Genomic DNA, 22836 nt, shown 5'->3' with positions numbered 1-22836 from the left:
AGTGGGCGCTGGGTAGGAAAGATCGGGGGATCTCATGACGATTTTGGCACGGGACGGCGACGCCGTCCGTGAAGGGTCTCGGCTGCGCGGCGCCTTGCTGGCTGGGGTGGCGCTCAACGTTGTGGTGTGTGCCGGCGCCTTGGCGCAGGAGGCCTCGTCGGCCGGTGACGTGGAGACGATCCTGGTCACCAGCGGTCGCCCGGCGGGGGCCGCCGGTATGATCACCTTGCAAGAGGCGCCGAAGTCCGCCTCCTCGGTTTCGCGGCAGTTCATCCAGGACCAGCCGGCGGCGGCCAACCCCTTCCAGCTGATCAACCTGGCCCCGGGCGTGAACTCCAATGGCCGTGACGCCACCGGTACCGGCCGCGGCGCCATCTCCGTCCGCGGCTTCCAGTCCAATCAGATCGGCCTGATCCTGGACGGCGTGCCGGTGAACGACAGCGGCACCTTCAACGTCTATCCGCAGGAATACATCGACGCCGAAAACCTCTCCCAAGTCTACATCATGCAGGGTGCTGGCGATGCCGACACCCCCAACGTGGGCGAGACGGGCGGCAACATCGGCATGGTCATCCAGAAGCCGTCCGACGACTTCCATGTCATGGCGCAGCAGGCGCTGGGCGACAACAGCCTGCGCCGCGAATTCGTGCGCGTGGATACGGGCGACATCGGCTTCCGTACCAAGGCCTTCATCTCCTACTCCAACGCGGCGGTCGACGTGTGGCGCGGCGTGGGCGACACCAAACGCCAGCATGTCGACGCCTCCATCGCGCATGACATCGGCGACAGCAGCCGCATCGCCCTCAGCGCCTTCTACAATACGGCGGAGACCTATTCGTATCAGGCGCTGAACAAGGCGCAGATCGCGCAATACGGCTACAACTTCAACTTCGCCACGGCCTTCGCCCCCACCGACCCGGCGGCGAACGGTACGGCGCAAAACGATAACAACAGCGCCAATTTGAACGGACAGACGCTGCTGCAGCGGTCAAACTACTACAAGCTGGCGACCAACCCTTTCGAGAACCTGGTGGTGTCGGTGAAGGGCAATTTCGCCCTGACCGACAGCATTCGCCTCGATGTCCAGCCCTACCTCTGGTACGGCTTCGGCGCTGGCGGCACCGCCGGCTATTTCTCTGAGACCAATGCGGCCCAGTTGGGCGGACCCCGGGATCTGAACGGCGACGGTGACACCAGGGACACCAAGCTGTTCTACAACCCCTTCGCCCAGCAGCAGATGCGCCCCGGGTTCCTGACCCGCGGCAAGTGGAGCTACGGCCACAACGAACTGGTGGTGGGCTTCCAGTACGAAATCGGCAAGCTGCGCGAATGGAAGCCACTGCTGTCGGTGGATGCCTATGGCAACCCCGTCAGCCTGTGGCCGGACCTCTACAACGAGCACGTCTTCCGCGCCGACGGCACGGTGGTCCGCACCCAGGACCAGAAGACGACGACCGAGGTGGTGCGGCCTTTCGTGGTCGACACCCTCAATCTGTTCGATGACAAGCTGGCGCTCAGCGTCGGCCTGCAGCACTCGCAGATCAACCGCAGCGGCATCAACTATTTGCCGCTGAGCCTACGCACCGCCGGCAACGCGGTGGCCCCGACCCGGCCGGAATTGGACCAGGGCAAGTTCGTGCCCAGCGCCGGCGCCGTCTATCATATCGACGACAGCAACCAAGTCTTCATGTCGGCGACGCAGACCTTCCGCGCCACCGACAACTCGGCCCTGTACACCCCGGGCGTGAACCTCTCCACCATCCAGCCGGAGACGACGGTGGACCTGGAGGCAGGCGTCCGCCACGCCGACGAATGGTTCATCAGTTCCTTCACTTTGTTCAACACCAACTACTCCAACCGCCAGCAGTCGCTGTTTGACGTGACCGCCAACACCACGGTGTCGAAGAACATCGGCGGCGTCATCATCAAGGGCGCGGAAGCGGAGATCGGCACCAAGCCCATCGACGGCTTTTCCGCCTATCTGTCGGCGGCCTACACCCAGAGCCATCTGAAGAACGACATCTATGTCGGCTTGGGCAATGGCAGCACGGTGCCGCTGCCCACGGCTGGCAAGCAACTGACGGACACGCCCGAATGGCTGGTGTCGTCCATGCTGCGGTATGAGCGGGACAACTACTTCGCCCAGATCCAGGGCAAGTACACCGCCCACCGTTTCAGCTCGCTGACCAACGATGAAGAGGTGCCGTCCTTCTACACCTTCGACGTGTCGGCCGGGTACACCCTGCCAGAGGCGCTGACGGGCAAGTTCACCACCAAGTTCGTGCTGTCGGTCACCAACCTGTTCGACAAGCACTACATCGGCGGCATCAACTTCGGGAACAACGCCCTGGCCTATAATGGTGTGGCCGCGAACCTGCCATCATACCAGCTGGCGCCGCCGCGTTTCGTCTCCGCCAAGATGTCAGTCACTTACTGACCCAACGCAGGGCGTCCAGGTTCAAGGAAGGGGGCACCGGTGGCGACGCCGGTGCCCTTTTTTAGCTCTGATAGCGGCGATGCAACTCCGCCGCCAATTCGGCCATATGGGCGCGCAGGGCGGGGGGCTCCAGGACCTCCACGGTGAGACCCAGGCCCAGCAATTGGTGCGCCGTCCAGTCCACCGCTTCCAGGGGGATGTCGGCTTCGGCCCAGCCGCTGGCGTCCGCGGGCCGCAGGGTCGCGGTAATGCGTTCATTGAAGGCGGGGGCTAGGTTGCGCAGCATCTTCAGGCCCGCAGCCGTCGCCTTCACCCGGGCGGTGCCGGTATAGAGGCCGGCCTCGAAGCTCTCCAGCGACTCCCGCCAATGGGCGGGCAGGTCGAAGTTCTGGGGCCGGGTGAAATGCCGCTCCAGCACCGTATGGGCCAGGATGTTGGAGACGCGATAGGTGCGGGGGCCGCTGGGCGGCTTGCCCAATTCCGGTTGGCTTTGCGCCACCAGGTACCAGACGCCCCCCTTCAGCACCAGGCCCAGCGGTTCCACCGTGCGTTCCACGATGCCGCTCCACCGCTCATAGCGCATACGGATGATCTGTTCGTTCCACACCGCCCGGGCGATGTCGGGCAGGATGTCGACCTTGCCGGGTTCCTGGAACCAGCCCACCGGGTCCAGGTGGATGCGGGCGTTCAGCCGCGCCGCCGTCTGGCGCCCCTGCTCCGGCAAGGCGGCCAGCAGCTTCAACTGGGCGGCGGCCAGGGTATCGCCCAGCCCCAGTTCCGCCGCCGGACCCGGAAGGCCCGCCAGGAACAGGCTCTCCGCCTCCTGCGCGGTCATCCCGGTCAGCCGGGTGCGGTAACCGTCCAACAGCTGGAAGCCGCCGGCCCGGCCGCGGTCGCCATAGACCGGGACGCCCGCCGAACTCAAATCGTCGATGTCGCGGTAAATGGTGCGCACCGTGACCTCCAGCTCGTCGGCCAGGGCCTGGGCGGTCTGGCGACCCCGGGTCTGTAACAGCATGAGCAGGGAGAGGAGACGGCTGGCGCGCATGAATTTCAAACTAGCAGATTATACATGACAAAGGATGTCAGGTTTTGTCCGGTAAAAGGAAGGCGCCGGACAAGACGTCCGGCTTTCCGCCGCCAGGAGGACCGTTTCCATGCATGCCGTCCCTGCCACCTTCCCAGTTGCCACCCGACGGGCAACCCTGTTCGGGGCGGGTCTGCTGACGCTGGTCGCCGCCCGCCCGGCATGGGCGGAACGTCTGTCCGCGGTCGACAGCGGCCCCGCCGATCCCGGCCAGCCGGACCTGCTGACCGGGGGGCCGGGGCGCGGCGATTTCGATTTCCTGGCGGGCCGCTGGTCGGTGCTCAGCCGTCGGCGTCTGAACCCCTGGTCGGGCGATGATCGCTGGGATCAAGTGTCGGCCACTGCCCAGGGCCAGGTCATGCTGGGCGGGCTGGCCTGCCTGGACGAACTGGAATTGCCGGCTTCGACACCCGGGCAGCCGTCCGCCGCCGTCACCTTTCGCCTGTATGACCCGGCCGCCCGCCAGTGGACATCGCATCAGGTGGACGGGCGCACCGGCACCCTGCGGGCGCCCCTGACCGGGCACTTCGGGGGCGGTCTGTTCGCCGGCCGGCGGGGCGAGTTCCACGGTCAGGACCATGATCCGCTGTTGGACCGGGCCGTGGCGGTGCGGGTGGTGTGGTCGCACATCACCGCGACCTCCGCCCATTGGGAACAGGCATGGTCGGCCGATGGGGGCCGCACCTGGGAAACCAATTGGACCCAGGATTTCACCCGCGCCTGAGGACACTTGACCTCAACTTTGCTTGAGGTTTTAGCGTCGTCGTCAGCTCGGGCGATACGAACACGGGAAAGCCACCATGAGACTGCAAACCGTCACCCTGCTGGCCGCGACCCTGCTGGTCGGGGCCGGCCTGACCCAACGGGCGCTGGCCTGGCCGCCGGATCTGTTGCCTGCCAGCGCCCTGCCCTTGAAGGCCGCGCTGCGGGCGGACGCTCCCGCTGTCACGCCGCCCCCTGCCGCCGGGCTGTGCTGCGCCATCCTGGAACTGCGCCAGTACACGCTGAAGCCCGGCCAGCGCGACGTGCTGATCGACCTGTTCGACCGCTATTTCCGGACAGGGCAGGAGGCGCTGGGCCTGCGGGTGGTGGGCCAGTTCCGTGACCTGGACGATCCTGACCGCTTCGTTTGGCTGCGCGGGTTCACGGACATGCGGTCGCGGGCCGCCGGCCTTGCCGCCTTCTACGACGGGCCGGTCTGGCGGGCGCACCGGCAGGACGCCAATGCCACCATGCTGGACTCCGACAATGTCCTGCTGCTGCGGCCGGCCGTGGCCGGCACCGGGTTCGCGGATGCGGCCCCGCCGCCAACATCCCCGCCGGGCGGCCCGGCCGGTTCCCAAGGGTTGCTGGTCGTCACCATCTACACCCCATTTCCGGCACACGACGCCATCGCCGCCCAGGAATTGGCCGATGCCTTCGCCCATGACGGGGCCCCAGCGCTGGCAGCGGCGGGCGGGCCCGTCATGGCTACCTTTGTCACCACCGCTGAAGCCAACAGCTTCCCCCGTCTGCCGGTACGGGAGGGGGAGGGCGTGTTCGTCACCTTCCAAGCCTTCGCCGGTGTGGCGGCCTATGACCGGTATCGGACGCAGGGGGTGATGCCCTGGTGGCGGGGCCATGTGTTGAAAGGGCTGCCGGAGGTCCACCGTCTGGTGCCCACCGCGGGATCGCGGTGGCAATGACCGATCGCCGCCTTCCGGTCGAGGGCGGCCGTCGCCAGGGCGTCTTCCGGCTAACCCGCCTATGGCCAGAATCGCCTTTTGGGGGCCTTGGCCTCGCCATCATCCGCCCGGACAGTGGCAGCGACAGGTGATCCCTATCGCTGCCATTGTCCGGGAGGCCAAGATGGAACAGTCCGTACCGCGCACGCCGATATCGCCCCTGCAGGAGGAGGCCAGGCGTCGGCGCTGGCTGAAGCCCGTGCTGGTGGGTGCCGCCATGGTGGGCACTGGGCTGTTGCTCAGTGCCTGTGCCACGCAGCCCCCGCCCATGGCCGGCCGCGAACTGCCCGGCTTCCTCTACGGCCTGCTGCACGGATTGATCGCGCCGTTCAGCTTTATCTACAGCCTGGTGTCCGACACCCGCGTCTATGCCTATCCCAATCCCGGTCGCTGGTACGATTTCGGTTTCCTGCTGGGCGTCAGCGCCTGGGGCAGCGGCGGCACTCACGCGGTCCGCCGCTGATGTGCGCTGTCGATTATGGTCGCGGCAAGCCTTCGGCCGGATAGGTCGGTGGCAGGGCGTGGATGGGCATGTCCTGCCCTGGCACGGGACTGAACGGCGGCACCAGGGCCAAGCCCCGTTCCAGCGTCCATAGCGCCGCCTCCCGACTGTCGCCCGCCTCCTCCGCCAGGCCGGCGCGGGCCAGGATGTCGGCCTGTCTCAGCAGGCCGGCCGCAGCCTCCATGCGCACGCGCAGCGTTGCGGCCGGGCGCCAATCAGCCTCCCGCTCCCGCCCATGGGCTTCCAGTGCCGCCTCAAGCCGGCCGACGCCTTCCAGCGCCTGCGTCAGGACCGGGCCGGCCGTTTCCAGCAATTCATCCAACGCGGCTTGATCTTGGCCCTGCTCCAGGCGGCGGCAGGCCAGGCGCACGCTGAGCGCCGCGTGTGCCGTCAGCCGGGCCAGGGCCGGGATGTGTGCCGCCAGGGCGGGGCCCGGCCGCGTCGGGGTGCCGGGGATGGGATTCGCCGAAATGGGCACAAGCGGGGAGGGGGGCATGGGCGCGAGGCTCCGATGGTTTTGGGAAAGGACCCCCGGGGCGGTGGCCGCCTGTCGGCGCCTGCCCGCCCCGGGGGAGGGGCGCGCCCGCCCGGGAGGGGCAGAGGGCGGGGCGCCGTCGCCGGCTGGCGCCGATGGGGATCGCGCCGGCCGGTGAGAGTTACCCTGCCAGGAGAAAAATCTTCCGTCAAGCGGAATCAGAAGAAAAATACCCTAGAGGGGAATCATCCCCCGCTTCACGGTCGTTTCCGGATGGTGGGCGGTGCTTGACCGTTCCGAACCAAAATGAGAACATAAAGAGAACAGCCGGGCCGCTCCCGGAGGGCGTTCCTTGTCCGTCAGCGCACGTTAACCGGGAGTTTTGATGCGGAGATTATCGATAATGTATTGATTTATAGCGGGCTATGCCCGGTCCACTCCTCGTCCGCACGATGTGCGCCTGGAGGAACATCGCTGGTGAACCATCGCAAGAATAGAGGAGTGGGATGTCGGGTCGCGTGTCGCAGCGGCGGTTGCCCCTGGCCGGGGAGGTATATCCCGGCACCACCCAGGCCCCGCCCACCGGGCGCTTGCGGGTCATGGTGGGCGGCGTGGCGGTGGTGGCGGCGGTGACCGACGCGTGGCCGTGGACCTTGCTGTCGCTGGCCCGGCATCGCCAGGTCGACATGATACCATCCCTGCATCAGGTGGCTGGCGGCGTCGCTATCGCCGCCGATGCCTGGGTCGCTCTGGATGAGCCCGCGCCGACAGGAATGGCCGATGAGCCGCGCGCGCTGCGCGCCCGTCTCTATCTGGTTGACGCGCTGCCGGGCATGGCTGGCACGCCGGACGAGGCGCCTGCCGACCTGTTGCTCAGTCGCGATCTGGCGGTTTGCCTGGGGTGGCCGATATGCTGACCGATGGGCGCGCGGCGACGCCGGGTGCGGACACGGACTTAGCGGCGGCTGATCTCGCGTTCGATCTTCAGCTTTTCCAGGTCCAACTGGAACAAGCGGACCAACTGGGCCGCCAGGTCCAGGTCACCCTCGCGATAGGCCGTGCGCACCTTGTCCAGGACGGCGTCCAGGACGGCGTGTTCGGGCAACCGCGGCGGCTCCTGCCCCTGATAGGGGGCGGCACCGGGGGCTGCCAGGGTGAGGTTGTCACCCGAGTCGTCGCCCAGGCGGTTCTCCCCGATCAAATCCTCGATTCGGCAGCCCAGGCCGCGTGCGATCTTATAGATGGTGTCGGCCCGGGGCGAAGCGGACTTGCCGTACATGATGCCCTTGATGGTGCCCTCGTTCAGGCCCGCGGCCCGTTCGAATTCCGCGTATCCCAGGCCCAGCGCCGTCAGACGGCGGCCCAATCGCTCAGCCAGCGGGCTGGGCGCGGGGTTAGGGGGGGCGGCTTTGGCGACATTGATCATGTGGGGAAATTTACCCTGGGTCGGGACGGACGTCGCGGGGGAATTATGCCCTAGATTCTGGGGGAAATTTACCCTATCCTTTGCGATATGACCAGCGGGCTTTTGCGGCTCCGCCGGGTCTGGAGCCCGAAAAGGAAAGGAAACCTATGCCACCCCGTTCCCGGGGCGCCGTCCCGCGTGCGCCCGCGCCGACCGTCAGCGCCGCGCTGGCGGGCGTGCCCGTCACCACCAGCCTGTCGGGCAAGGTGGGGCGGACGCCATCCACGAGCGACGACCTCAAGTCCATGGCCATCGCCGCCTGGCACAAGCGCGGTGTCGCCATGATCCGGCTGGATGACCTGCCCAACGAATTCGATCGCCTGGCGGTGGAAGCCATCGCCACCACCCTCTACGGTAAAAGGACGCCTTCGGCATGACCACACCCGTCTCCTCCGCCTCTTCCGCATCCGTCGCCGCCATCGGTGGCCGCAAGGCGCCGCCACGCCGCCGCGCCGGTCGGCCGCGCAAGGCCGGTACCCGCCATGCCTGCGGTCAACTGGTGCAAACCGTGGACGCGGCCATCCTGCCCCAGGCCCTGGAACGCCGGGCCGATCTGCTGGGGGCCGCCGGCGCGCTGTCCACGGACCAGCTGCTTGACCAACGCGCCGGCCAGCCCTTGGGCCAGCTGTTGCTGCGCGGCCGCCTGACCCGGCGGCAGCACGATGCCGGCCAGGCGGTCGGCGGCTTGTGGCGCGCCTGGCTGTCGCTGGCGGAGGCGCCCAAGCCGCATGCCTATGTGCCGGAGTCCGGTACCGGCGTCGGTCGCCCGGATGTGGACCCCGACCGCTGGAACCGCACGGATGAGCGCTTGGCCCACGCCCGCGCCTTGATCCGCGCCAGCGGGCCGCACGGTCTCCTGGCCCTGACCCTGGTGGAGGGGCTGTGCGCCGATGAGATCATGCCCCGACGTTTCGAGGCCAACTGGGCTGGCGACTGGCCCCAAGGCTGGGCGGCGCTGACCGGTGCCTTGGACGTCCTGGCCGATCACTACCGTATCCCTCGAGACTGACCGTCGCTGGAAAGGACACGACCATGACCGCACTCTTGCCCCGGGACGATATGGATACTGGTCACCCCGCCCTGGCCGCCGCCTGGCAGCATCGCCGCGCCCGGGGCCTACACCCACACCCGGTTCTGACCCCTGCTGGCTTGGTCCTGGGCGCCGGCACCCTGTTGGCCAAGCGCTCGGCTAATGTCTGGGCACCACAGGCTTTGGATGTCGATGCCGATCGCCTGCTGGCCCTGCTCGCCATCGCGTATGGCAGCCCCCATACGGCGGAGCGCGCACGGCATATTCTGGCGAAGGTCGAGGCCGCCGGCCGTGCCCTTGCCGCGAATGAGGCCGTGCAAGCCGCCATCCACCTGGCCCATGCGGGGCTAGGCGCCCTGCCGGACACCGAGGCCACCGCCCACCGCCTGTTCCTGGCGGAGACGCTGCTGGATGATGGGATGGCGCCAAATGTCCTGATGAAGGTGGCGGGCTTTGCGATTGCAAAATACAGCCCCGACCAGCCCAGGGATGACCATGGTCGCTGGACGTCCGGGGGTGGCAGCGATATGGCGACCGGTTCCGCCCCATATGAAGTGGCAGGCGATGGGCTGCGTGCCGGAGTGGTGCCGGTCGGGTATGACGGGGAACGCAACTGGTCTAGCAGCAAGGCGGGAAGCGGAAACCAGTTTAAGAAACTGCGGCCGCATCGCGACAAACCCGGATGGACCCGGTGGAAAGATCAGAATGGCGCTTGGCGCGAACGGCCATCGACCAAGGAGGAGTTGGAGTATTTTGCTGATAAAGCCCTTCGCGGAATACCGGGTATTCTTCCTTTTTCTTTTCTTCCGGGGAGGATATTGGAAGAGCAGATGTGCCAGCTCACCCCCGGCAAATGTTTGCCGGATTCGATCTGAGGTGCCATGATGAGTGAAGAATCGGGGACATTCAACCTTGATATTTCAGAAGATGATTTTGACAGATTGGGGGTCTTGGCGCAGAAATTGGAAGAATCCGGTGATGCGGATAATGCCACTTTGCTGTTCAAGATCGGTGTGCATTTTGGCCACGTTTGGAGCATGACCATGCTGGCTGACCATCTTAGCGAACCACCCATTTTCAAAGACTTCAAAACTGCCGAAATATTATATAAAAAGGCGTGCCTCGCGGGGAGCAACGCGGCGTGCGCGAACTTGGCAAACGCATACTGGCGGTTGGGCAGGCCGGTGTTGGCTCAGAAATTCTGGCAAATCGTCAAGGATCGCGGCGACCCTTGGGCTGATGAAGGGCCTCCTTGGGAGCATAGGGACGATGAAGAAGATGAATAGTGGTTGAGGCATCAGCGCCATAATTCTCCAGCGAATCGGCCGACTGGCCATCTTCCGTATGTCGGGCGTTGTTTTGCCCCCATTGTCATGCGGCGGGATTGGGATGCCCTATTGACCGGCCCGGACGGGGCCTTTCGCCCCTGCCAAGGCGTTGATGGGCGCCGTCAATCGCAGGCGAAAAGTGAAGCGCGATGTAAAATGTGCTTGACGCCGCGGCGCTGTGCTGGCATATATAGAAATATGAAATGCCGATTTGCGCCCGGAAGGCTGAACGCCTTGCCGGGCGCTTCGCTTTTCAGGCCCTGGCGGTGCCGGTGGGCCTGACCTCAATCCGATTTGCAGCCTTTGAGAGGTGCGCCGCCGTGCCGACGCGCAAGACGCCGCCCATGCCGCCCGTCACAAAGGGGGCGGAAGCCGAAGCCCTGTCCACTCAAACCCTGACCGACACTCCGGCGTTGTCCCTACCCGCTCCCGTGCGCGCCGTCCGTACCCGCCTGGTGATCAGCGATGATCGCCGGGCGGAGGTGGCCGACCTGGCGGGTAAGGGGGTTCCGCGCGGCGTCATCGCCCGCATGCTGGGCGTCAGCCCCCGCACCCTACGCCGCCATTTCGGGCGGGAGCTGGAACAGGGCGCGGCCCGCGCCCACGCCCGCATCGTCGAAACCCTGTACGCCAAGGCCCTGGAAGGGCATGCCCCCTCCCTCATCTTCTGGTGCCGGGTGCGCCTGGGCTGGGGGGCCAAGGCGGGCGACGCCGATGATGGCCCGCTGGAAGGCGAGGGCGATGGCTACGGGGCGGGTCCGCGCGGTGGCACCCCGTCCCCGCCGCTTGATGATCCCGTGGCTTTGGCGAGCTTGAACGATGCCCAACTGGAAGCCCTCCTCCGCCGCCTGGAAGCGGCGGGCCCTTACCCGGGCGCTGACGGTGGTGCGGGCGGAGATTGAGCGGCGCACGGCGGCACGGTGGACGCCCTTCCCCGGGCCCCAGACCCTGGCGCTGAACAGCGAGGCTGATTTCCTCTACTACGGCGGCGCGGCTGGCGGCGGCAAGACCGACCTGTTGCTGGGTGCGGCCCATACCCGCCACCGCCTGTCCATCCTCTTCCGCCGCGAATATCCCCAGCTGAAGGGCATCGCCGACCGGGCGCAGCTGTTGTTCCGCGGCCGGGGGCGCTGGTCAAAATCGGACTGGACCTGGCGTCTGGCCGATGGCCGGATCATCGAATTCGGCGCCGTGCAGCACGCCGACGATGTGCACAAATACCAGGGCCGCCCCCACGACCTGATCGCCTTCGATGAGTTGCCGCATTTCACGGAGACGCAATTCCGTTTCCTGGTGGGCTGGAACCGGCCGGGGCCGGGCGTGGACGCGGGCCAACGCTGCCGTGTCATCGGTGCCGGCAACCCGCCCACCGACGCCGAGGGCGCCTGGGTCATCCGTTTCTGGGCCCCATGGCTGGACCCGACGCACCCCAACCCCGCCCAGCCGGGGGAGTTGCGCTGGTTCGTCACCGATGCCCAGGGCCAGGACCAGGAGGTTCCCGGCCCGGAGCCGGTGGCGCTGGCGGATGGCGAGATGCTGACGCCGAAGTCCCGCACCTTCATTCCGGCACGGGTGGAGGACAACCCGGTGATGATGCGCGCCGGCTACATCGCCACCCTGCAGTCCCTGCCGGAGCCGTTGCGCTCCAAGATGCTGCGCGGCGACTTCGGGGCGGGGCGGGAGGATCATCCCTGGCAGGTCATCCCCACCGCCTGGGTGGAGGCCGCCATGGCCCGCTGGCGTCCGGTGGATGCCGCGACGGCGCCCCTCGTGGCCCTGGGGGTGGACGTGGCGCGCGGCGGGCGCGACCGCACGGTGCTGGCCGCCCGCCATGGCGCCTGGTTCGCGCCCTTGGATGTGGTGCCTGGCCGGCAGACGCCGGACGGTGCGGCCGTCGTCGCCCTGATCCTGCGGCGGTTGGCCGGGCAGGTGACCACGGATACGCCCGGGGGCGTCGCCGTGCAGGTGGATGCCATCGGCGTCGGCGCCTCCGTCCAGGATCTGGGCGTGCTGCACGGCCTGCGCATGGTGGCGATGAACGCGGCGGCGGCCAGCGGCGCCCGCGACCGTGGTGGTCGCCTGGGCTTCGTCAACCGCCGGGCCGAATGGTACTGGGGCCTGCGCGAAGCCCTGGAGCCGGAACTGGGCGCCGACCTCGCCCTGCCGCCGGACCGCGAATTGCTGGCCGATCTGGTGGCGCCACGCTGGAAGATGACGGCGCGCGGCATCCAGATCGAAGCCAAGGACGACATCAAGGCCCGCATCGGCCGCAGCCCCGACAAGGGCGACGCCCTGGTGCTGGCCCACGCCCAGCCCGCTGGCGACGGCACCGGCCTGCTGGCCGTTTATGCCGAGATGGCGGCGGGGCTGGTGTCGCCCACCGTATCAACCGGTTCCCCGGCCTGAGCCGCCAGGCGCGGGACTCTTTACGCCGTCTTCGCACAAGAGATGTGTCAGCGCGCCCAAAGGGCGCTACCGGAAAGGTCCGCCCACCATGTCGCCGCAACGATCGACGGAATTCTGGCCTGGCACCGTCCACCGCGCGGACGCCTGCTTTGATGGCGCTCCGCCCAAAGACGGGCTGCCTTACGTGAATGATCAAGGGGCTTTCCTGGGGGGCGGCCTGCCTCTGTTACGACGTGTGGGGGAGGGCTGGCAGCCTCAGACGCCTGATCGGCTGGCCGCGACACTGACCCAGGCCTATGGCCGTCCCTACACGCTGGACGATGGCGTACGTTTGGCTCAGCGTCTGGCTTCAGTGGCGCAGGCGCTGAGCGAGGGCAAACGCGCGTTGGCGGCCATCGCCCTTGTGCGGGTGGGATTGCCGCCAGCGGAGGGGGCAACGAAGGCGGCTTTGGCCAAGGCTGCCAACGATGCCTATCAAGGCGAAGCACGCGACGACCAAGGTCGTTGGGTCGCCGATGGCTTCGCGGGCTTGAGTACCAAGCAAGTGGACGCGAAAGTAACGGGGCTCATTGCGGAAGCGGGAAAGGTTGGTGGTTGGTTCCATTCCGCGCCGCATATAGACGCGCAAAACATCCATGAATGTGTAAGCTTGGTTCGATCTTTGACCAGTGGACTGGCGAAATCCGGCAACTGGCGTGAGGGGGAAAAGCTAACCCCGGATGTCATCAAGACACTAAAGCCAGGCACTGTTATCGCCACATTCGACCCCAATGGACGATACGGAAACCGGGCGGCAGGGAATCACGCGGCAATTTTCCTGAGTGCGACCGATGAGGGAATTTGGGTTCTGGAGCAATATAATAGTCGCGGAAATAACTCGGGGCAGGTGCACAAAAAACTATATTTGTATGGAGACAAAAGGGGTGGCAGCAAACTGCCCACCAGTTATTCCACGATAAAAAAGGATTAATTGGCCGGAATAGCGTCAAAATACCCGCCATACATTACCTCATCTGGGTAAATGCGGGAGTTGCCGCCATGGCGATTAGCTATGAGACATCCTCATACACCCCCAAATAGGTGATCCGGGAACGTCGACGGCAAACCCCGCTACAGGCCGCACTTCCCCTATGAGGCTGACGGCTTTTCCGTACATGATATAGAAATCATGGGCTGTCCTCGGCCAGGGGCCGGTAAAGCGGGAGAACGCTGTGACGGACTTAAATTTTGAACATACGGCGGTACTCTATGCCCTTGATCAGGATTCGGTTCAGAATCTCATTAACGCCGGAGTCCAGGATTGGAGCTTGAGTAGGGAACAAGCCTTGGTCCAGATGAAGGCGTGGGCAGCGGACGATCTGTTTCGATGCTACGAGGACGGCGGCGAGCCTGGACTTTATATTGATGTGCCCGCGACGATGCTCAGTCTCGATTATCTGGACTCTCGCCCTTACACGTGGATGGAACCAACGGAACGCACCTTCCAGCGTTGGAACGATGTTTGGGCCAAGCAGGGTAGCGTACCCGACGCAGCGTCCGGCAAGCTGGGCGGCGAGCGCTAGTGGCAAGCCCTTTAAGGGGAGCCATTGAAAGGGGACTGAAGGCAGATGTCATTTTTAAGCGACGATGTTGTCCTGGCCTTCGCCCCTGATTTCGGTGAGCGACTCAGTGAATTCGCCGGACTGCATCCTGTTTGGCTATGTCAATCACCCGCGAACAGGGAAGCTGCCGAGCGGCTGTGGGCCAAGGATGGTCATGCTCACCAGGTCACGGTCTTCACCAGGGCGGATATGACGTCACCGGAGAACGCGTTCATCTCCCTTCTGGATACGATTGACCAGCATCATCCCGCGTGGCGCCGATTGAGTGTGTTTGGATGCCAGGCGACCCCTGCGGTCAGGGATGCTCTCGCTGATTATGGTGGGGGCACTTTTGAAGAGATCGCGGGCGGATTTATCGTCGATCGCGACGCTCCTGCCCTTGGCTAAGGGCTCGTGGGAAAATAACTGAATCAAGTTTTGCAGCAAAACAGAGTCAGGATCTCGAGTTTCAGGCTTGAATTGGATCAGTAAATTCCCAACGGCCCCTAAGCGGCTGGTTGGGCTGACGCGCGGTCCGAACGTCGTTCATTAACCACCGGCCTATTCTTCCGGCTCAGGTCAAACACGCCGCCCGCGAAAACGCTGCGGCGTAACCCTATTTTGCCCGCTTCCACCACGAAAGACGAAACGCATGTCAAGCAACCGCGACAGCAAGGGGCGCGCGGTGGCGCCGGGCATTCTTGCCCGCGCCAGCCGCGCCCTGGGGGCGGCCGTCTCCTACACGGTGACGGGCGACGCCTCCTCCTGGTTCGGCCCGCTGGATCCCTTGCCTCCCAGCGCGCCGGAGGTGGCGGGGCGGCAGTTCGACTTCCCGTCCGGCTACAACCTGCTGCAACGGCCCAAGGCCTATGAGGGGACGCGGTTCGAGGCCTTGCGCGCCCTGGCCGACAGTTGGGACGTGCTGCGCCTGCTGATCGAAACCCGCAAGGATCAGATGGCGGGCCTGAAATGGACCATCCGGGTGCGGGGGGCCGCCCCTACCACCAATACCGCCGATGCGCGGCCCGACGCGCGGGTCGAGGCGTTGACCACCTTCTTCCACCGGCCTGACGGGGTGCACGCCTGGTCGCGCTGGCTGCGCCTGCTGCTGGAGGACCTGCTGGTCATCGATGCGCCCACGCTCTATGTGGCGCGCACGCTGGGTGGCCAGGTCCGGGCGCTGCAGGTCATGGACGGCGCCACCATCAAGCGGGTGATCGACCCCTTCGGCCGCACGCCGCTGCCGCCCGATGTCGCCTATCAGCAGGAGCTGAAGGGCCTGCCCGCCGTCGACTACACCACCGATGACCTGATCTACGCCCCGCGCAACCCACGCCCGCACCGCGTCTATGGCCTGGGTCCGGTGGAGCAGATCGAGACCACCGTCAACATCGCCCTGCGCCGGCAGATCTGGCAGCTGCAGTACTACACCGAGGGCAACATCCCCGAGGCGCTGATCGGCGTGCCGGATGCCTGGACGCCGGACCAGATCCGCCAGTTCCAGACCTATTGGGACGCCCTGCACGAGGGCGATACCGCCAGCCGCCGCCACGCCAAATTCGTGCCCGGCGGTGTCGCCCGCACCTTCATTCCCATCAAGGAACCGGAGCTGAAGGGCGTGTTCGACGAGTGGCTGGCGCGGGTGGCGTGCTTCGCCTTTTCCATCAGCCCGCAGGCCTTCGTGGCGCAGATGAACCGCGCCACCGCCCAGACCGCGCAGGACGCCGCGCATGAGGAGGGGCTGGGCCCCACCATGCTGTGGGTCAAGGAACTGATCGACGACCTGCTGGCCCGGGAGTTCGACGCCGCCGACCTGGAGTTCGCGTGGAACGACACTCGTGAAGTCGATCCGGTCAAGGCCGCCACCATCGCCAACATCCATGTCCGTGCCGGCATCAAGACCCTGAACGAGGTGCGGGCCGACATCGGCTATCCCCCCGTGCCCGGCGGGGACCGCCCGCTGATCTACGGTGGCAACGCCGTGCCGCTGGAGCAGGCGGCGCAAGGCTTGCCCCCGCCCGCCCCCGACACGGCGCCCGACGCGCCATCCCCTGATGAGGAGACCTGACGCCATGCGCCTGTTCGGCAATTTCACCAAGGTGGAGGAGGGGGCGGACGGCACCCTGATGGTGGAGGGCATCGCCACTACCGAGACCGTGGACGGCGACGGTGAGGTGGTCGCGGCGGACGCCGTGAAGGCGGCCCTGCCGGATTTCCTGCGCCTGGGTACCGGGCCCTTGCGGGAGATGCACCAGCCCCTGGCCGCCGGCCGGGTGGATGCCGCCGCCGTCGGCGCCGACCGTCGTACCCGCATCACCGCCACGGTGGTGGACCCGGTCGCCATCCGCAAGGTCAAGGCCGGCGTCTACAAGGGCTTTTCCATCGGCGGCAAGGTGGTGGCGCGTGATCCCGACGACCGCAACACCATCACCGCCCTGCGCCTGACGGAAATCAGCCTGGTGGACCGCCCGGCCAACCCCGATGCCGTCATCACCCTGGTCAAGCTGGAGGATACCGACATGACCGAAGCCGATACGCCGCCGGCCAAGAAGAAGCCCGGCGCCGATGAACCAGACGCGCTGGCTGATTGCGCGCCGCTGGCCACCCTCCTGAAAGCCCTCAGCGCCGCCGTGGCCGGCCTGTCGGCCAAGGAGGTGGAAGGCCTGCTGTCCACGCTGCAGGCCGCCAACACCGACGAGGCGCCGGAAGAGGACGACGAGGACGAGGCGGCGGCGGAGGAGGGGACGGATGACAAGACCGCTGCCCTGGGGGCGGGCGGCCTGCGCAAGGCCCTGAACCGCGCGCGGGCCGACCGCGCCGGCCTGCTGCGCCAGCGCGACGCCCTGGCCGCCCGGGTGCGAGCGCTGGAGGCCCAGCCCCGCGTCGAGGATTACGTGCTGAAGGCCACCGTCGCCGGTGCGGCCGCCGGCAAGACGGCCTTGGATGGCGTCGGCCCTGTTACCGCGCTGGATGCCATCAAGAAGGCGCAGCGCCACCCGGCGCACATGACGCCGGCCTTCTGATCCCTCCCATTCCTTAAAGCCTGCCCCACTCCCTGACCGGTTCGCCCGGAAACGCCCCGTCACGTGATGCGGCGTGGGCCGCCGCACGCCCATTTTCACCTGTTGGAGACATTGATGAACGGCATCCCCCCCGCCGCGACCACCACCGACACCCTGTCCGCCTTCAAGGCGGCGCAGGGGCAGCGCCTGGCCGGCGACGACCTGACCAAGTCCACCTTCACCCAGTCGGGCAACCCCACCAGCGGCCTGACCTTCTATGACCTGGAACCCGGGGCCAAGCTGCTCTATCCGGTGCTGACGCCGCTGCGCAACAGCATCCCCCGAGTCTCCGGCCGGGGCGGCATCCAGGCTAACTGGAAGGCCATCACTGGTGTGAACACCACCGGCGTGCGCGCCGGCGTTTCCGGCGGCAACCGGGGTGGCGTCATCGCCGTCCGCACCCAGGACATGAACGCGGTCTATCGCGGCTTGGGCCTGGAGGCCAGCGTGGACTTCGAGGCCGACTACGCCGCCGAGGGCCTGGACGACGTCCGGGCGCTGGCGGTGCAGAACCTGCTGGAAAGCCTGATGATCCAGGAAGAGCAGATGATCCTGGGCGGCAACGCCTCGGTGACGCTGGGCACGACGGCCACCCCGGTGGTCACCGCCTCCAACAGCGGTGGCGCCCTGACCGCCGGCACCTGGTCCGTCGTCGCCGTGGGCCTGACCTTGGAAGGCTATCTCAATGGGTCGGTCACCGCCGGCATCCAGGGACAGATGACGCGCACCAATGCCGATGGTTCCAGCGACCAGTTCGGCGGCGGGGCCGCCAAGCCCTCCGCCGCCGCTGCCGGCACCACCACCGGGTCGGCCGGTAGCCTGGCCGCCACCGTGGCGCCGATGATCGGCGCCGTCGCCTATGCCTGGTTCTGGGGGGCCGCCGGTGCGGAGAAGCTGGGCGCCCTCACCACCATCAATTCCGTCGTCATCACCGATTTGGCGGCCGGCACGCAGACGGCGGCCAGCCTGGGCGCCGGCGACAACAGCCAGAACAGCCTATCCTTCGACGGCTTGCTGTATCAGGCGTTCAAGGGCGGTTCCAACGCCTATGTCCAGGTCATGCCCACGGGCACTGCCGGCACCGGCACCCCTCTGACCGCCGACGGCGCCGGCGGCATCGTGGAGATCGAGACGGCGCTGAAGGCCTTCTGGGACAACTACCGCCTGTCGCCGCAGGAAATCTGGGTCAGCAGCCAGGAAGCCCAGACCATCAGCCGGAAGATCCTGACCGGCACCGCCAATTCCGCGCAGCGCTTCGTCTTCAACACCGACCAGGCGTTGCTGGGCGGCGGCGTCATGGTGCGCACCTACCTCAACCGCTACAGCATGGTCGGCGGCCAGACCCTGGACATCAAGGTCCACCCCAACATGCCGGCTGGCACCATCCTGTTCCGCACCACGCGTCTGCCTTACCCGCTGGCCAACGTCACCAACGTCACGCAGATGCGCATGCGGCGCGACTACTACCAGATCGAATGGCCGTTGCGCACCCGGCGCTACGAGTACGGCGTCTATTGCGACGGCGTGCTGCAGAACTATTTCCCGCCGGCCTTCGGCGTCATCACCAACATCGCCAACGGCTGATGCGGCCGGGCGGGGGCGGCCCGCCCGCACCCCGCCCCTTTCCGGAGGTCGAGTTCCATGGAAGGCACCACGCCGTTCACCCCCACGCCGTTGACCGACGTGGCAACGGTCAAGGCCTGGTTCAGTCCGCCCCTGACCAGCGCCACGGACGATACCCTGCTGACCCGCCTGATCCAGGCGGAGAGCGGCTTCATTCGCCGCTGGCTGGGCCGTGACCTGTCCCCGGCCACCTATACCCAGACGCTGGATGGCAACGGCAACGCCCTGCTGCCCCTGCCCAACTATCCGGTGACGGCGGTCGCGGCGGTGACGGTGGACGGCGTGCCTGTACCACCCCAGCCGGGGGACCAGCCGTTAGCCTACGGCTATGCCCATGACGAGTACACGGTCATGCTGGTGGGCGGCATCTTCCCCCGGGGCCGCCGTCGGGTGACCGTCACCTGGACCGCCGGCTACGATCCCTTGCCGGCGATTCTGGAACAGGCCTGCGTGGAACTGGTGGCCCTGCGCTACCGGGAGCGTGACCGCGTGGGCCTGGTCTCCAAGGCGCATGGCGGGGAGACCACCGGCTATCTGCAGAAGGAAATGCCGGACAGCCTGGCGGCGGCCCTGGCGCCCTACCGCCGGGTGGCGCCGTTATGAGCGGCTGGTCGGTCGACGCCAGCGGTCTCGACCAACTGCGGGATCGTCTGACAGAGGTGCCGACGGCTGTCAGCGCCGCCTTGGCCGATGCCATGATGGTCCAGGCGCGGACCTTGGCTGCTGCTGCGGGCGTCACGCTGAACGGGCAGACGAAAGGCGGCACCGGCGCGCTCAGCCGCGCCCTTATCCCCACCTTGACGGTCAGCGGCTTGATGGCCACCGCGGGGGTGACGGTGGATGAGACGTCGCCCGCGGCCGCCTATGCCGCCTTCCAGGAGTACGGCTTCCACGGCACGGAATCCGTGCACGCCCATTTGCGCACCGTCACCGAAGCCTTCGGCCAGGCCATCTCACCGGTCAGTGTGCCAGTCCAGGCTTATGACCGCCGTGTCGACTATGCAGGCCATCCCTTCCTGGCGCCCACCCTGGCCGACGGCGCCGTCGGTATCCGCGCCGCCCTGGCCGACGCCGTTGGCGCCGCCATCGCCGCCCAGCTCGGCGCCTGATCTTAGGACCCATTCCATGGCCCGTGAGGACATCCACGCCGCCCTGTTCGCCCGGCTGACGGCGGCGGCACCCTTCGCCACCGCCAGCCGCCGCGTGCGGCTGTGGAACGACCTGTCACCCGCGCAGCAGCCCGCCCTGTTCCTGATGAGCCGGGGGGAGGAGGTGACGCGCCGCGACACCCTGCCGGCCCATCGCTTGCTACGCGTCGACATCCTGCTCTACGCCCAGGCGCCGGATGACGACACCGCCGGTGCCGTGGTGCTGAATCCGCTGCTCGATGCCGTCGAGTCAGCGCTGCGCCCCCCGCCCGGGCAGGACAAGCAGACCCTGGGCGGCTTGGTTTACGACTGCTGGATCGAGGGCCAGGTGACCACGGACGAGGGCGCCCTGGGCTCCCAGGCCGTGGCCATCGTGCCGCTGCGCCTGCTCATCCCCTGATCTCATCAAGGATGCTTGCCATGACTGACGCCGATACGCCGGCCGAGGCCGCCGCCCCTGAACCCGTGCCCGCTTCCACCCCCGACGCGGCCCCCTGCGATTGGCCCGTGCGGCTGGAACGGGCGCTGGCCGCCTGGCTGGCGGAGGAAATCCACAACTCGCCCGTGGCGCGGGCGACCGATGCCTACAACCACCTTGTCACCACCCTGGGCGGGCTGAAGGCCCGCATCCTGCAGGAGATCTGATCCCATGCCCCAATATTCCTTCGGCGCCGGCACCCTGTTCGGCACGCCCACCGGTGTTGCCAACGCCACCCCCATCCAGTTCGGTACCCTGCAGTCGGTATCGGTGGACATCGATTTCACGCTCAAGGAACTGTATGGCCAGAACCAGTTCCCCGTGTCCGTCGCCCGCGGCCAGGCCAAAATCCAGGGCAAAGCCAAGACCGGCCAAATCCAGGGCGCCCTGTTCAACAGTCTGTTCTTCGGCGGGACCTCCACCGTTGGCCAACAGCTGGTGGCCCTGAACGAGGCGGCGAGCGTGCCGGCCTCCACGCCCTACACCGTGACGGTGGCCAACAGCACCGGCTTCCAGGCCGACCAAGGCGTGGTGTTCGCCGCCACCGGCGTGGCGCTGACCAAGGTGGCCAGCGCGCCGGCGACGGGTCAGTATAGCCAGACTGGGGGTGTCTACACCTTCGCCGCCGCCGACACCGGTGCCGGCCTGCTGATCAACTACAGCTACACCAGCGCCACCGGCGGCACCGTCACCACCATTTCCAACCAGTTGCAGGGGCTGGCGCCCACCTTCTCCTGCGTGCTGGCCACACCCTTCGGTGGCCAGAACCTCGTGCTCAGCCTGAACGCCTGCACGTCCAGCAAGCTGCAGTTGGCGACCAAGCAGGGTGACTACATGCAGCCGGAACTGGACTTCATGGCCTTCGCCGACGCCTCCGGCACGGTGGGCAAGCTCAGCGTGCAGGGGTAATGCCATGGGCGCCAGCGTGGTGATCGGCGGCACGGAATACCCCGTGCCGCCCATGAACTTCGCCGCCCTGAAGGCGGCGTGGGCTGACATCAAGGGCCTGCCCCTGCTGACCGACCCGGTGGACCAAGCGTCCGCCGGCATCCGCATCGTGGCCGCCGCCCTTAAAAGTACGGCGCCGGATATGACGGCCGACGCCATCGAGCAGAAGATGGGCGCCACTGAGTTCCCGGCCCTGGTGTCGGCGGTGGTCAGCATCCTGCGCGAGTCGGGGTTGATTCCTCCGGGGGAGCCGATGCCGCAGGCGGGGCCGTCGACGACATCGATGACCTGACTGCGGAACTGGTGGCGTCGGGTTGTGGCGCCTGGGATGACGTGGAGCGACAGTTCACCCTACCGCGCTATCAGGCGCTGTGGCGCTACTGGCGCCACCACCCGCCCGTCCACCTTATGGTGGCGGCCTATCTGGGGCTTGCGCCGGATGGGCCGCCACCTACCGGTGAGGTGGGGTTGGCAGAGCTTCTTGCGACGTTCGGCGAAGGGAATATCCGCTGAGGTTGCAGAAAGGTGTTGCCATTTTGTTCGTAAGCATGAGACTCCCTCAATGTAATTGAGGGGGGGCATGCGTAAAGCGCAACTGATGATCGTGAGGCTGGTGCTGGCCATCCTGCGGCTGGAACAAGCTCGCATCCCGAATGCGCGCCCGCTTTGGTGAAGGCGAGGCTGGAGTTGATCGACATTGATATGAACTCGCTGGCCATTGATGAGCCGACGTTGCTGGATGCCATCGTTGTTAGAGAGAAAGGCTTTCTTGGCAGCGTCAAGGCCAGGTATGGCCAGTAATACGGTTGTTCCAGTCGCGTAGAATATTGGCGAAAACGGGGATATTCATGAGACTCACTGGGAAGGCGCTTCTGGCGGCAGGCGCGGTGGCGGTGGCGGTGGCGGTGGTTGTGGGCGGTGCGGTATTCTGGCAATCGCGACGTTTCACGAATGCGCCAGATGGTTTTGGCGGGCTGCGATTGGGCATGACCATTGCGGAGGCGGAGCAGGTCGGCCTCGACCCTTGGGGCAGCAACTATCCTCCACCCGAATCCCTAAAGGTCTTCAAGATGAAGGGGCAGCCGGTGACGTTCAACGGTGCCGCTGCCGAGTCGACAGCCACTTTCCTTAGGGGTGTATTGGACGCCATAGATTTCTCATATGGGGCGTGTCCTGGGGGCCTTTTTGATGCTTTCAAGTCCCTGTATGGGGGCGGGTATAAGAAAGAAGAATTTCCAAATGATGTCAGTTATGAGTGGCAAAATGAGAAGGTGACGGTCTTTTTTATCCATTCAAAATATAGTAATGGAGAATATTGTTCGGCAAAGATTGCTGACTCTAAATTGCTGGAATCTCACCGAAAGATTATGATGGAATGGATAGGGCCTAGCCAATCAATGTCCAATCAATAAAGATTGTGTCTGCGGCGTTGAGGCATGATTCCGATTTTCGGGGGCTTGTGAACCCCTCCGTCAATTCAGGTGTATTGCCAGGTGTCGAAATTCAAAGTTATGTGATTAGTAATAATCACGGGTTCTTCGTA

Annotated in this window: 28 protein-coding genes; 25 read left to right on the top strand and 3 right to left on the bottom strand. The window is 66.2% G+C overall.

Annotated features, from left to right (window positions below; translation table 11 throughout):
- The first annotated feature begins 34 nt into the window (after positions 1-34).
- Entirely contained in the window at positions 35-2437 is a 2403-nt protein-coding gene (locus FHS74_RS11355) for a TonB-dependent receptor (protein WP_184800427.1), read from the top strand.
- 61 nt (positions 2438-2498) lie between these two features.
- Here FHS74_RS11355 and FHS74_RS11350 read toward each other — a convergent pair whose 3' ends face one another.
- Positions 2499-3485 (bottom strand): helix-turn-helix transcriptional regulator, encoded by a 987-nt coding sequence (locus tag FHS74_RS11350; protein ID WP_184800425.1) that lies wholly within the window; start codon positions 3483-3485, stop codon positions 2499-2501.
- A 109-nt stretch (positions 3486-3594) separates the two neighbouring features.
- Between FHS74_RS11350 and FHS74_RS11345 the strand changes: the two genes are divergently transcribed.
- The 3 genes from FHS74_RS11345 (at position 3595) to FHS74_RS11335 (ending at position 5711) form a co-directional block, all read left to right on the top strand.
- The gene (locus FHS74_RS11345) at positions 3595-4248 is read left to right on the top strand and encodes a hypothetical protein (RefSeq protein WP_184800423.1); all 654 of its coding nucleotides are present in this window, start codon (positions 3595-3597) and stop codon (positions 4246-4248) included.
- A gap of 76 nt (positions 4249-4324) precedes the next feature.
- Complete coding sequence (locus tag FHS74_RS11340; RefSeq protein ID WP_184800421.1) at positions 4325-5209, top strand: NIPSNAP family protein; 885 nt, start codon at positions 4325-4327, stop codon at positions 5207-5209.
- Positions 5210-5372: 163 nt separating this feature from the next.
- On the top strand, positions 5373-5711 hold the full coding sequence (locus FHS74_RS11335; RefSeq protein WP_211106225.1) for a hypothetical protein: 339 nt from the start codon (positions 5373-5375) through the stop codon (positions 5709-5711).
- 13 nt (positions 5712-5724) lie between these two features.
- Here the strand turns inward: FHS74_RS11335 and FHS74_RS11330 are convergent, their stop codons facing one another.
- On the bottom strand, positions 5725-6246 hold the full coding sequence (locus FHS74_RS11330) for a hypothetical protein (protein ID WP_184800419.1): 522 nt from the start codon (positions 6244-6246) through the stop codon (positions 5725-5727).
- 485 nt (positions 6247-6731) lie between these two features.
- On the opposite strand from FHS74_RS11330, the gene FHS74_RS11325 reads away from it, so the two are divergent.
- A complete protein-coding gene (locus FHS74_RS11325) occupies positions 6732-7142 on the top strand; it encodes a hypothetical protein (RefSeq protein ID WP_184800417.1) in 411 nt (136 codons plus the stop codon).
- 38 nt (positions 7143-7180) lie between these two features.
- Here FHS74_RS11325 and FHS74_RS11320 read toward each other — a convergent pair whose 3' ends face one another.
- Complete coding sequence (locus FHS74_RS11320) at positions 7181-7651, bottom strand: helix-turn-helix domain-containing protein (RefSeq protein WP_184800415.1); 471 nt, start codon at positions 7649-7651, stop codon at positions 7181-7183.
- Between the two features lie 146 nt (positions 7652-7797).
- On the opposite strand from FHS74_RS11320, the gene FHS74_RS11315 reads away from it, so the two are divergent.
- The 20 genes from FHS74_RS11315 (at position 7798) to FHS74_RS11220 (ending at position 22705) form a co-directional block, all read left to right on the top strand.
- Entirely contained in the window at positions 7798-8067 is a 270-nt protein-coding gene (locus FHS74_RS11315; RefSeq protein ID WP_184800413.1) for a hypothetical protein, read from the top strand.
- Complete coding sequence (locus FHS74_RS11310; RefSeq protein WP_184800411.1) at positions 8064-8699, top strand: hypothetical protein; 636 nt, start codon at positions 8064-8066, stop codon at positions 8697-8699. The genes FHS74_RS11315 and FHS74_RS11310 overlap by 4 nt, the downstream gene beginning before the upstream one ends.
- Before the next feature lie 23 nt (positions 8700-8722).
- Positions 8723-9595 carry a class-II aminoacyl-tRNA synthetase family protein gene (locus FHS74_RS11305; protein ID WP_184800409.1) on the top strand — a complete coding sequence of 291 codons (873 nt, stop codon included), beginning with the start codon at positions 8723-8725 and terminating at the stop codon, positions 9593-9595.
- 6 nt (positions 9596-9601) lie between these two features.
- A complete protein-coding gene (locus FHS74_RS11300; protein WP_184800407.1) occupies positions 9602-10006 on the top strand; it encodes a hypothetical protein in 405 nt (134 codons plus the stop codon).
- 386 nt (positions 10007-10392) lie between these two features.
- Positions 10393-10950 (top strand): helix-turn-helix domain-containing protein, encoded by a 558-nt coding sequence (locus FHS74_RS11295; protein ID WP_184800405.1) that lies wholly within the window; start codon positions 10393-10395, stop codon positions 10948-10950.
- On the top strand, positions 10868-12454 hold the full coding sequence (locus FHS74_RS11290) for a terminase family protein (protein ID WP_184800403.1): 1587 nt from the start codon (positions 10868-10870) through the stop codon (positions 12452-12454). Before FHS74_RS11295 ends, FHS74_RS11290 begins: the two co-directional genes overlap by 83 nt.
- Before the next feature lie 88 nt (positions 12455-12542).
- Positions 12543-13424, top strand: coding sequence for a BPSL0067 family protein (locus tag FHS74_RS11285; RefSeq protein WP_184800401.1), 882 nt, complete (start codon positions 12543-12545; stop codon positions 13422-13424).
- Positions 13425-13665: 241 nt separating this feature from the next.
- Positions 13666-14016 carry a hypothetical protein gene (locus FHS74_RS11280; protein ID WP_184800399.1) on the top strand — a complete coding sequence of 117 codons (351 nt, stop codon included), beginning with the start codon at positions 13666-13668 and terminating at the stop codon, positions 14014-14016.
- A 45-nt stretch (positions 14017-14061) separates the two neighbouring features.
- Complete coding sequence (locus tag FHS74_RS11275) at positions 14062-14442, top strand: hypothetical protein (protein WP_184800397.1); 381 nt, start codon at positions 14062-14064, stop codon at positions 14440-14442.
- Between the two features lie 244 nt (positions 14443-14686).
- On the top strand, positions 14687-16102 hold the full coding sequence (locus tag FHS74_RS11270; protein WP_184800396.1) for a phage portal protein: 1416 nt from the start codon (positions 14687-14689) through the stop codon (positions 16100-16102).
- Positions 16103-16106: 4 nt separating this feature from the next.
- The gene (locus FHS74_RS11265) at positions 16107-17057 is read left to right on the top strand and encodes an HK97 family phage prohead protease (protein ID WP_184800395.1); all 951 of its coding nucleotides are present in this window, start codon (positions 16107-16109) and stop codon (positions 17055-17057) included.
- A gap of 114 nt (positions 17058-17171) precedes the next feature.
- Complete coding sequence (locus tag FHS74_RS11260) at positions 17172-18680, top strand: hypothetical protein (protein ID WP_211106224.1); 1509 nt, start codon at positions 17172-17174, stop codon at positions 18678-18680.
- 57 nt (positions 18681-18737) lie between these two features.
- Entirely contained in the window at positions 18738-19322 is a 585-nt protein-coding gene (locus FHS74_RS11255; protein WP_184800394.1) for a hypothetical protein, read from the top strand.
- On the top strand, positions 19319-19828 hold the full coding sequence (locus tag FHS74_RS11250) for a hypothetical protein (RefSeq protein WP_184800393.1): 510 nt from the start codon (positions 19319-19321) through the stop codon (positions 19826-19828). The genes FHS74_RS11255 and FHS74_RS11250 overlap by 4 nt, the downstream gene beginning before the upstream one ends.
- Positions 19829-19844: 16 nt before the next feature.
- Positions 19845-20267, top strand: coding sequence for a hypothetical protein (locus tag FHS74_RS11245; RefSeq protein ID WP_184800392.1), 423 nt, complete (start codon positions 19845-19847; stop codon positions 20265-20267).
- A gap of 20 nt (positions 20268-20287) precedes the next feature.
- Positions 20288-20512 carry a hypothetical protein gene (locus FHS74_RS11240; protein ID WP_184800391.1) on the top strand — a complete coding sequence of 75 codons (225 nt, stop codon included), beginning with the start codon at positions 20288-20290 and terminating at the stop codon, positions 20510-20512.
- A 4-nt stretch (positions 20513-20516) separates the two neighbouring features.
- The gene (locus FHS74_RS11235; protein WP_184800390.1) at positions 20517-21254 is read left to right on the top strand and encodes a hypothetical protein; all 738 of its coding nucleotides are present in this window, start codon (positions 20517-20519) and stop codon (positions 21252-21254) included.
- A gap of 4 nt (positions 21255-21258) precedes the next feature.
- Positions 21259-21585, top strand: coding sequence for a hypothetical protein (locus FHS74_RS11230; RefSeq protein ID WP_184800388.1), 327 nt, complete (start codon positions 21259-21261; stop codon positions 21583-21585).
- 11 nt (positions 21586-21596) lie between these two features.
- On the top strand, positions 21597-21806 hold the full coding sequence (locus FHS74_RS11225) for a hypothetical protein (RefSeq protein WP_184800386.1): 210 nt from the start codon (positions 21597-21599) through the stop codon (positions 21804-21806).
- 335 nt (positions 21807-22141) lie between these two features.
- Complete coding sequence (locus FHS74_RS11220; RefSeq protein ID WP_184800384.1) at positions 22142-22705, top strand: hypothetical protein; 564 nt, start codon at positions 22142-22144, stop codon at positions 22703-22705.
- Positions 22706-22836 lie beyond the last annotated feature (131 nt).

This window comes from Nitrospirillum iridis, from assembly GCF_014205765.1.
GTDB classification, from domain to species: Bacteria; Pseudomonadota; Alphaproteobacteria; order Azospirillales; family Azospirillaceae; genus Nitrospirillum; species Nitrospirillum iridis.
Note: the sequence above shows the minus strand (reverse complement) of the source record. Positions and strands in the feature narration are given on the sequence as shown.

Coding starts and splice junctions, on each gene's coding strand:
- FHS74_RS11355 (WP_184800427.1), top strand. CDS start 35: ATGACGATTTTGGCACGGGACGGCGACGCCGTCCGTGAAGGGTCTCGG.
- FHS74_RS11350 (WP_184800425.1), bottom strand. CDS start 3,485: ATGCGCGCCAGCCGTCTCCTCTCCCTGCTCATGCTGTTACAGACCCGG.
- FHS74_RS11345 (WP_184800423.1), top strand. CDS start 3,595: ATGCATGCCGTCCCTGCCACCTTCCCAGTTGCCACCCGACGGGCAACC.
- FHS74_RS11340 (WP_184800421.1), top strand. CDS start 4,325: ATGAGACTGCAAACCGTCACCCTGCTGGCCGCGACCCTGCTGGTCGGG.
- FHS74_RS11335 (WP_211106225.1), top strand. CDS start 5,373: ATGGAACAGTCCGTACCGCGCACGCCGATATCGCCCCTGCAGGAGGAG.
- FHS74_RS11330 (WP_184800419.1), bottom strand. CDS start 6,246: ATGCCCCCCTCCCCGCTTGTGCCCATTTCGGCGAATCCCATCCCCGGC.
- FHS74_RS11325 (WP_184800417.1), top strand. CDS start 6,732: ATGTCGGGTCGCGTGTCGCAGCGGCGGTTGCCCCTGGCCGGGGAGGTA.
- FHS74_RS11320 (WP_184800415.1), bottom strand. CDS start 7,651: ATGATCAATGTCGCCAAAGCCGCCCCCCCTAACCCCGCGCCCAGCCCG.
- FHS74_RS11315 (WP_184800413.1), top strand. CDS start 7,798: ATGCCACCCCGTTCCCGGGGCGCCGTCCCGCGTGCGCCCGCGCCGACC.
- FHS74_RS11310 (WP_184800411.1), top strand. CDS start 8,064: ATGACCACACCCGTCTCCTCCGCCTCTTCCGCATCCGTCGCCGCCATC.
- FHS74_RS11305 (WP_184800409.1), top strand. CDS start 8,723: ATGACCGCACTCTTGCCCCGGGACGATATGGATACTGGTCACCCCGCC.
- FHS74_RS11300 (WP_184800407.1), top strand. CDS start 9,602: ATGATGAGTGAAGAATCGGGGACATTCAACCTTGATATTTCAGAAGAT.
- FHS74_RS11295 (WP_184800405.1), top strand. CDS start 10,393: ATGCCGCCCGTCACAAAGGGGGCGGAAGCCGAAGCCCTGTCCACTCAA.
- FHS74_RS11290 (WP_184800403.1), top strand. CDS start 10,868: ATGCCCAACTGGAAGCCCTCCTCCGCCGCCTGGAAGCGGCGGGCCCTT.
- FHS74_RS11285 (WP_184800401.1), top strand. CDS start 12,543: ATGTCGCCGCAACGATCGACGGAATTCTGGCCTGGCACCGTCCACCGC.
- FHS74_RS11275 (WP_184800397.1), top strand. CDS start 14,062: ATGTCATTTTTAAGCGACGATGTTGTCCTGGCCTTCGCCCCTGATTTC.
- FHS74_RS11270 (WP_184800396.1), top strand. CDS start 14,687: ATGTCAAGCAACCGCGACAGCAAGGGGCGCGCGGTGGCGCCGGGCATT.
- FHS74_RS11265 (WP_184800395.1), top strand. CDS start 16,107: ATGCGCCTGTTCGGCAATTTCACCAAGGTGGAGGAGGGGGCGGACGGC.
- FHS74_RS11260 (WP_211106224.1), top strand. CDS start 17,172: ATGAACGGCATCCCCCCCGCCGCGACCACCACCGACACCCTGTCCGCC.
- FHS74_RS11255 (WP_184800394.1), top strand. CDS start 18,738: ATGGAAGGCACCACGCCGTTCACCCCCACGCCGTTGACCGACGTGGCA.
- FHS74_RS11250 (WP_184800393.1), top strand. CDS start 19,319: ATGAGCGGCTGGTCGGTCGACGCCAGCGGTCTCGACCAACTGCGGGAT.
- FHS74_RS11245 (WP_184800392.1), top strand. CDS start 19,845: ATGGCCCGTGAGGACATCCACGCCGCCCTGTTCGCCCGGCTGACGGCG.
- FHS74_RS11240 (WP_184800391.1), top strand. CDS start 20,288: ATGACTGACGCCGATACGCCGGCCGAGGCCGCCGCCCCTGAACCCGTG.
- FHS74_RS11235 (WP_184800390.1), top strand. CDS start 20,517: ATGCCCCAATATTCCTTCGGCGCCGGCACCCTGTTCGGCACGCCCACC.
- FHS74_RS11230 (WP_184800388.1), top strand. CDS start 21,259: ATGGGCGCCAGCGTGGTGATCGGCGGCACGGAATACCCCGTGCCGCCC.
- FHS74_RS11220 (WP_184800384.1), top strand. CDS start 22,142: ATGAGACTCACTGGGAAGGCGCTTCTGGCGGCAGGCGCGGTGGCGGTG.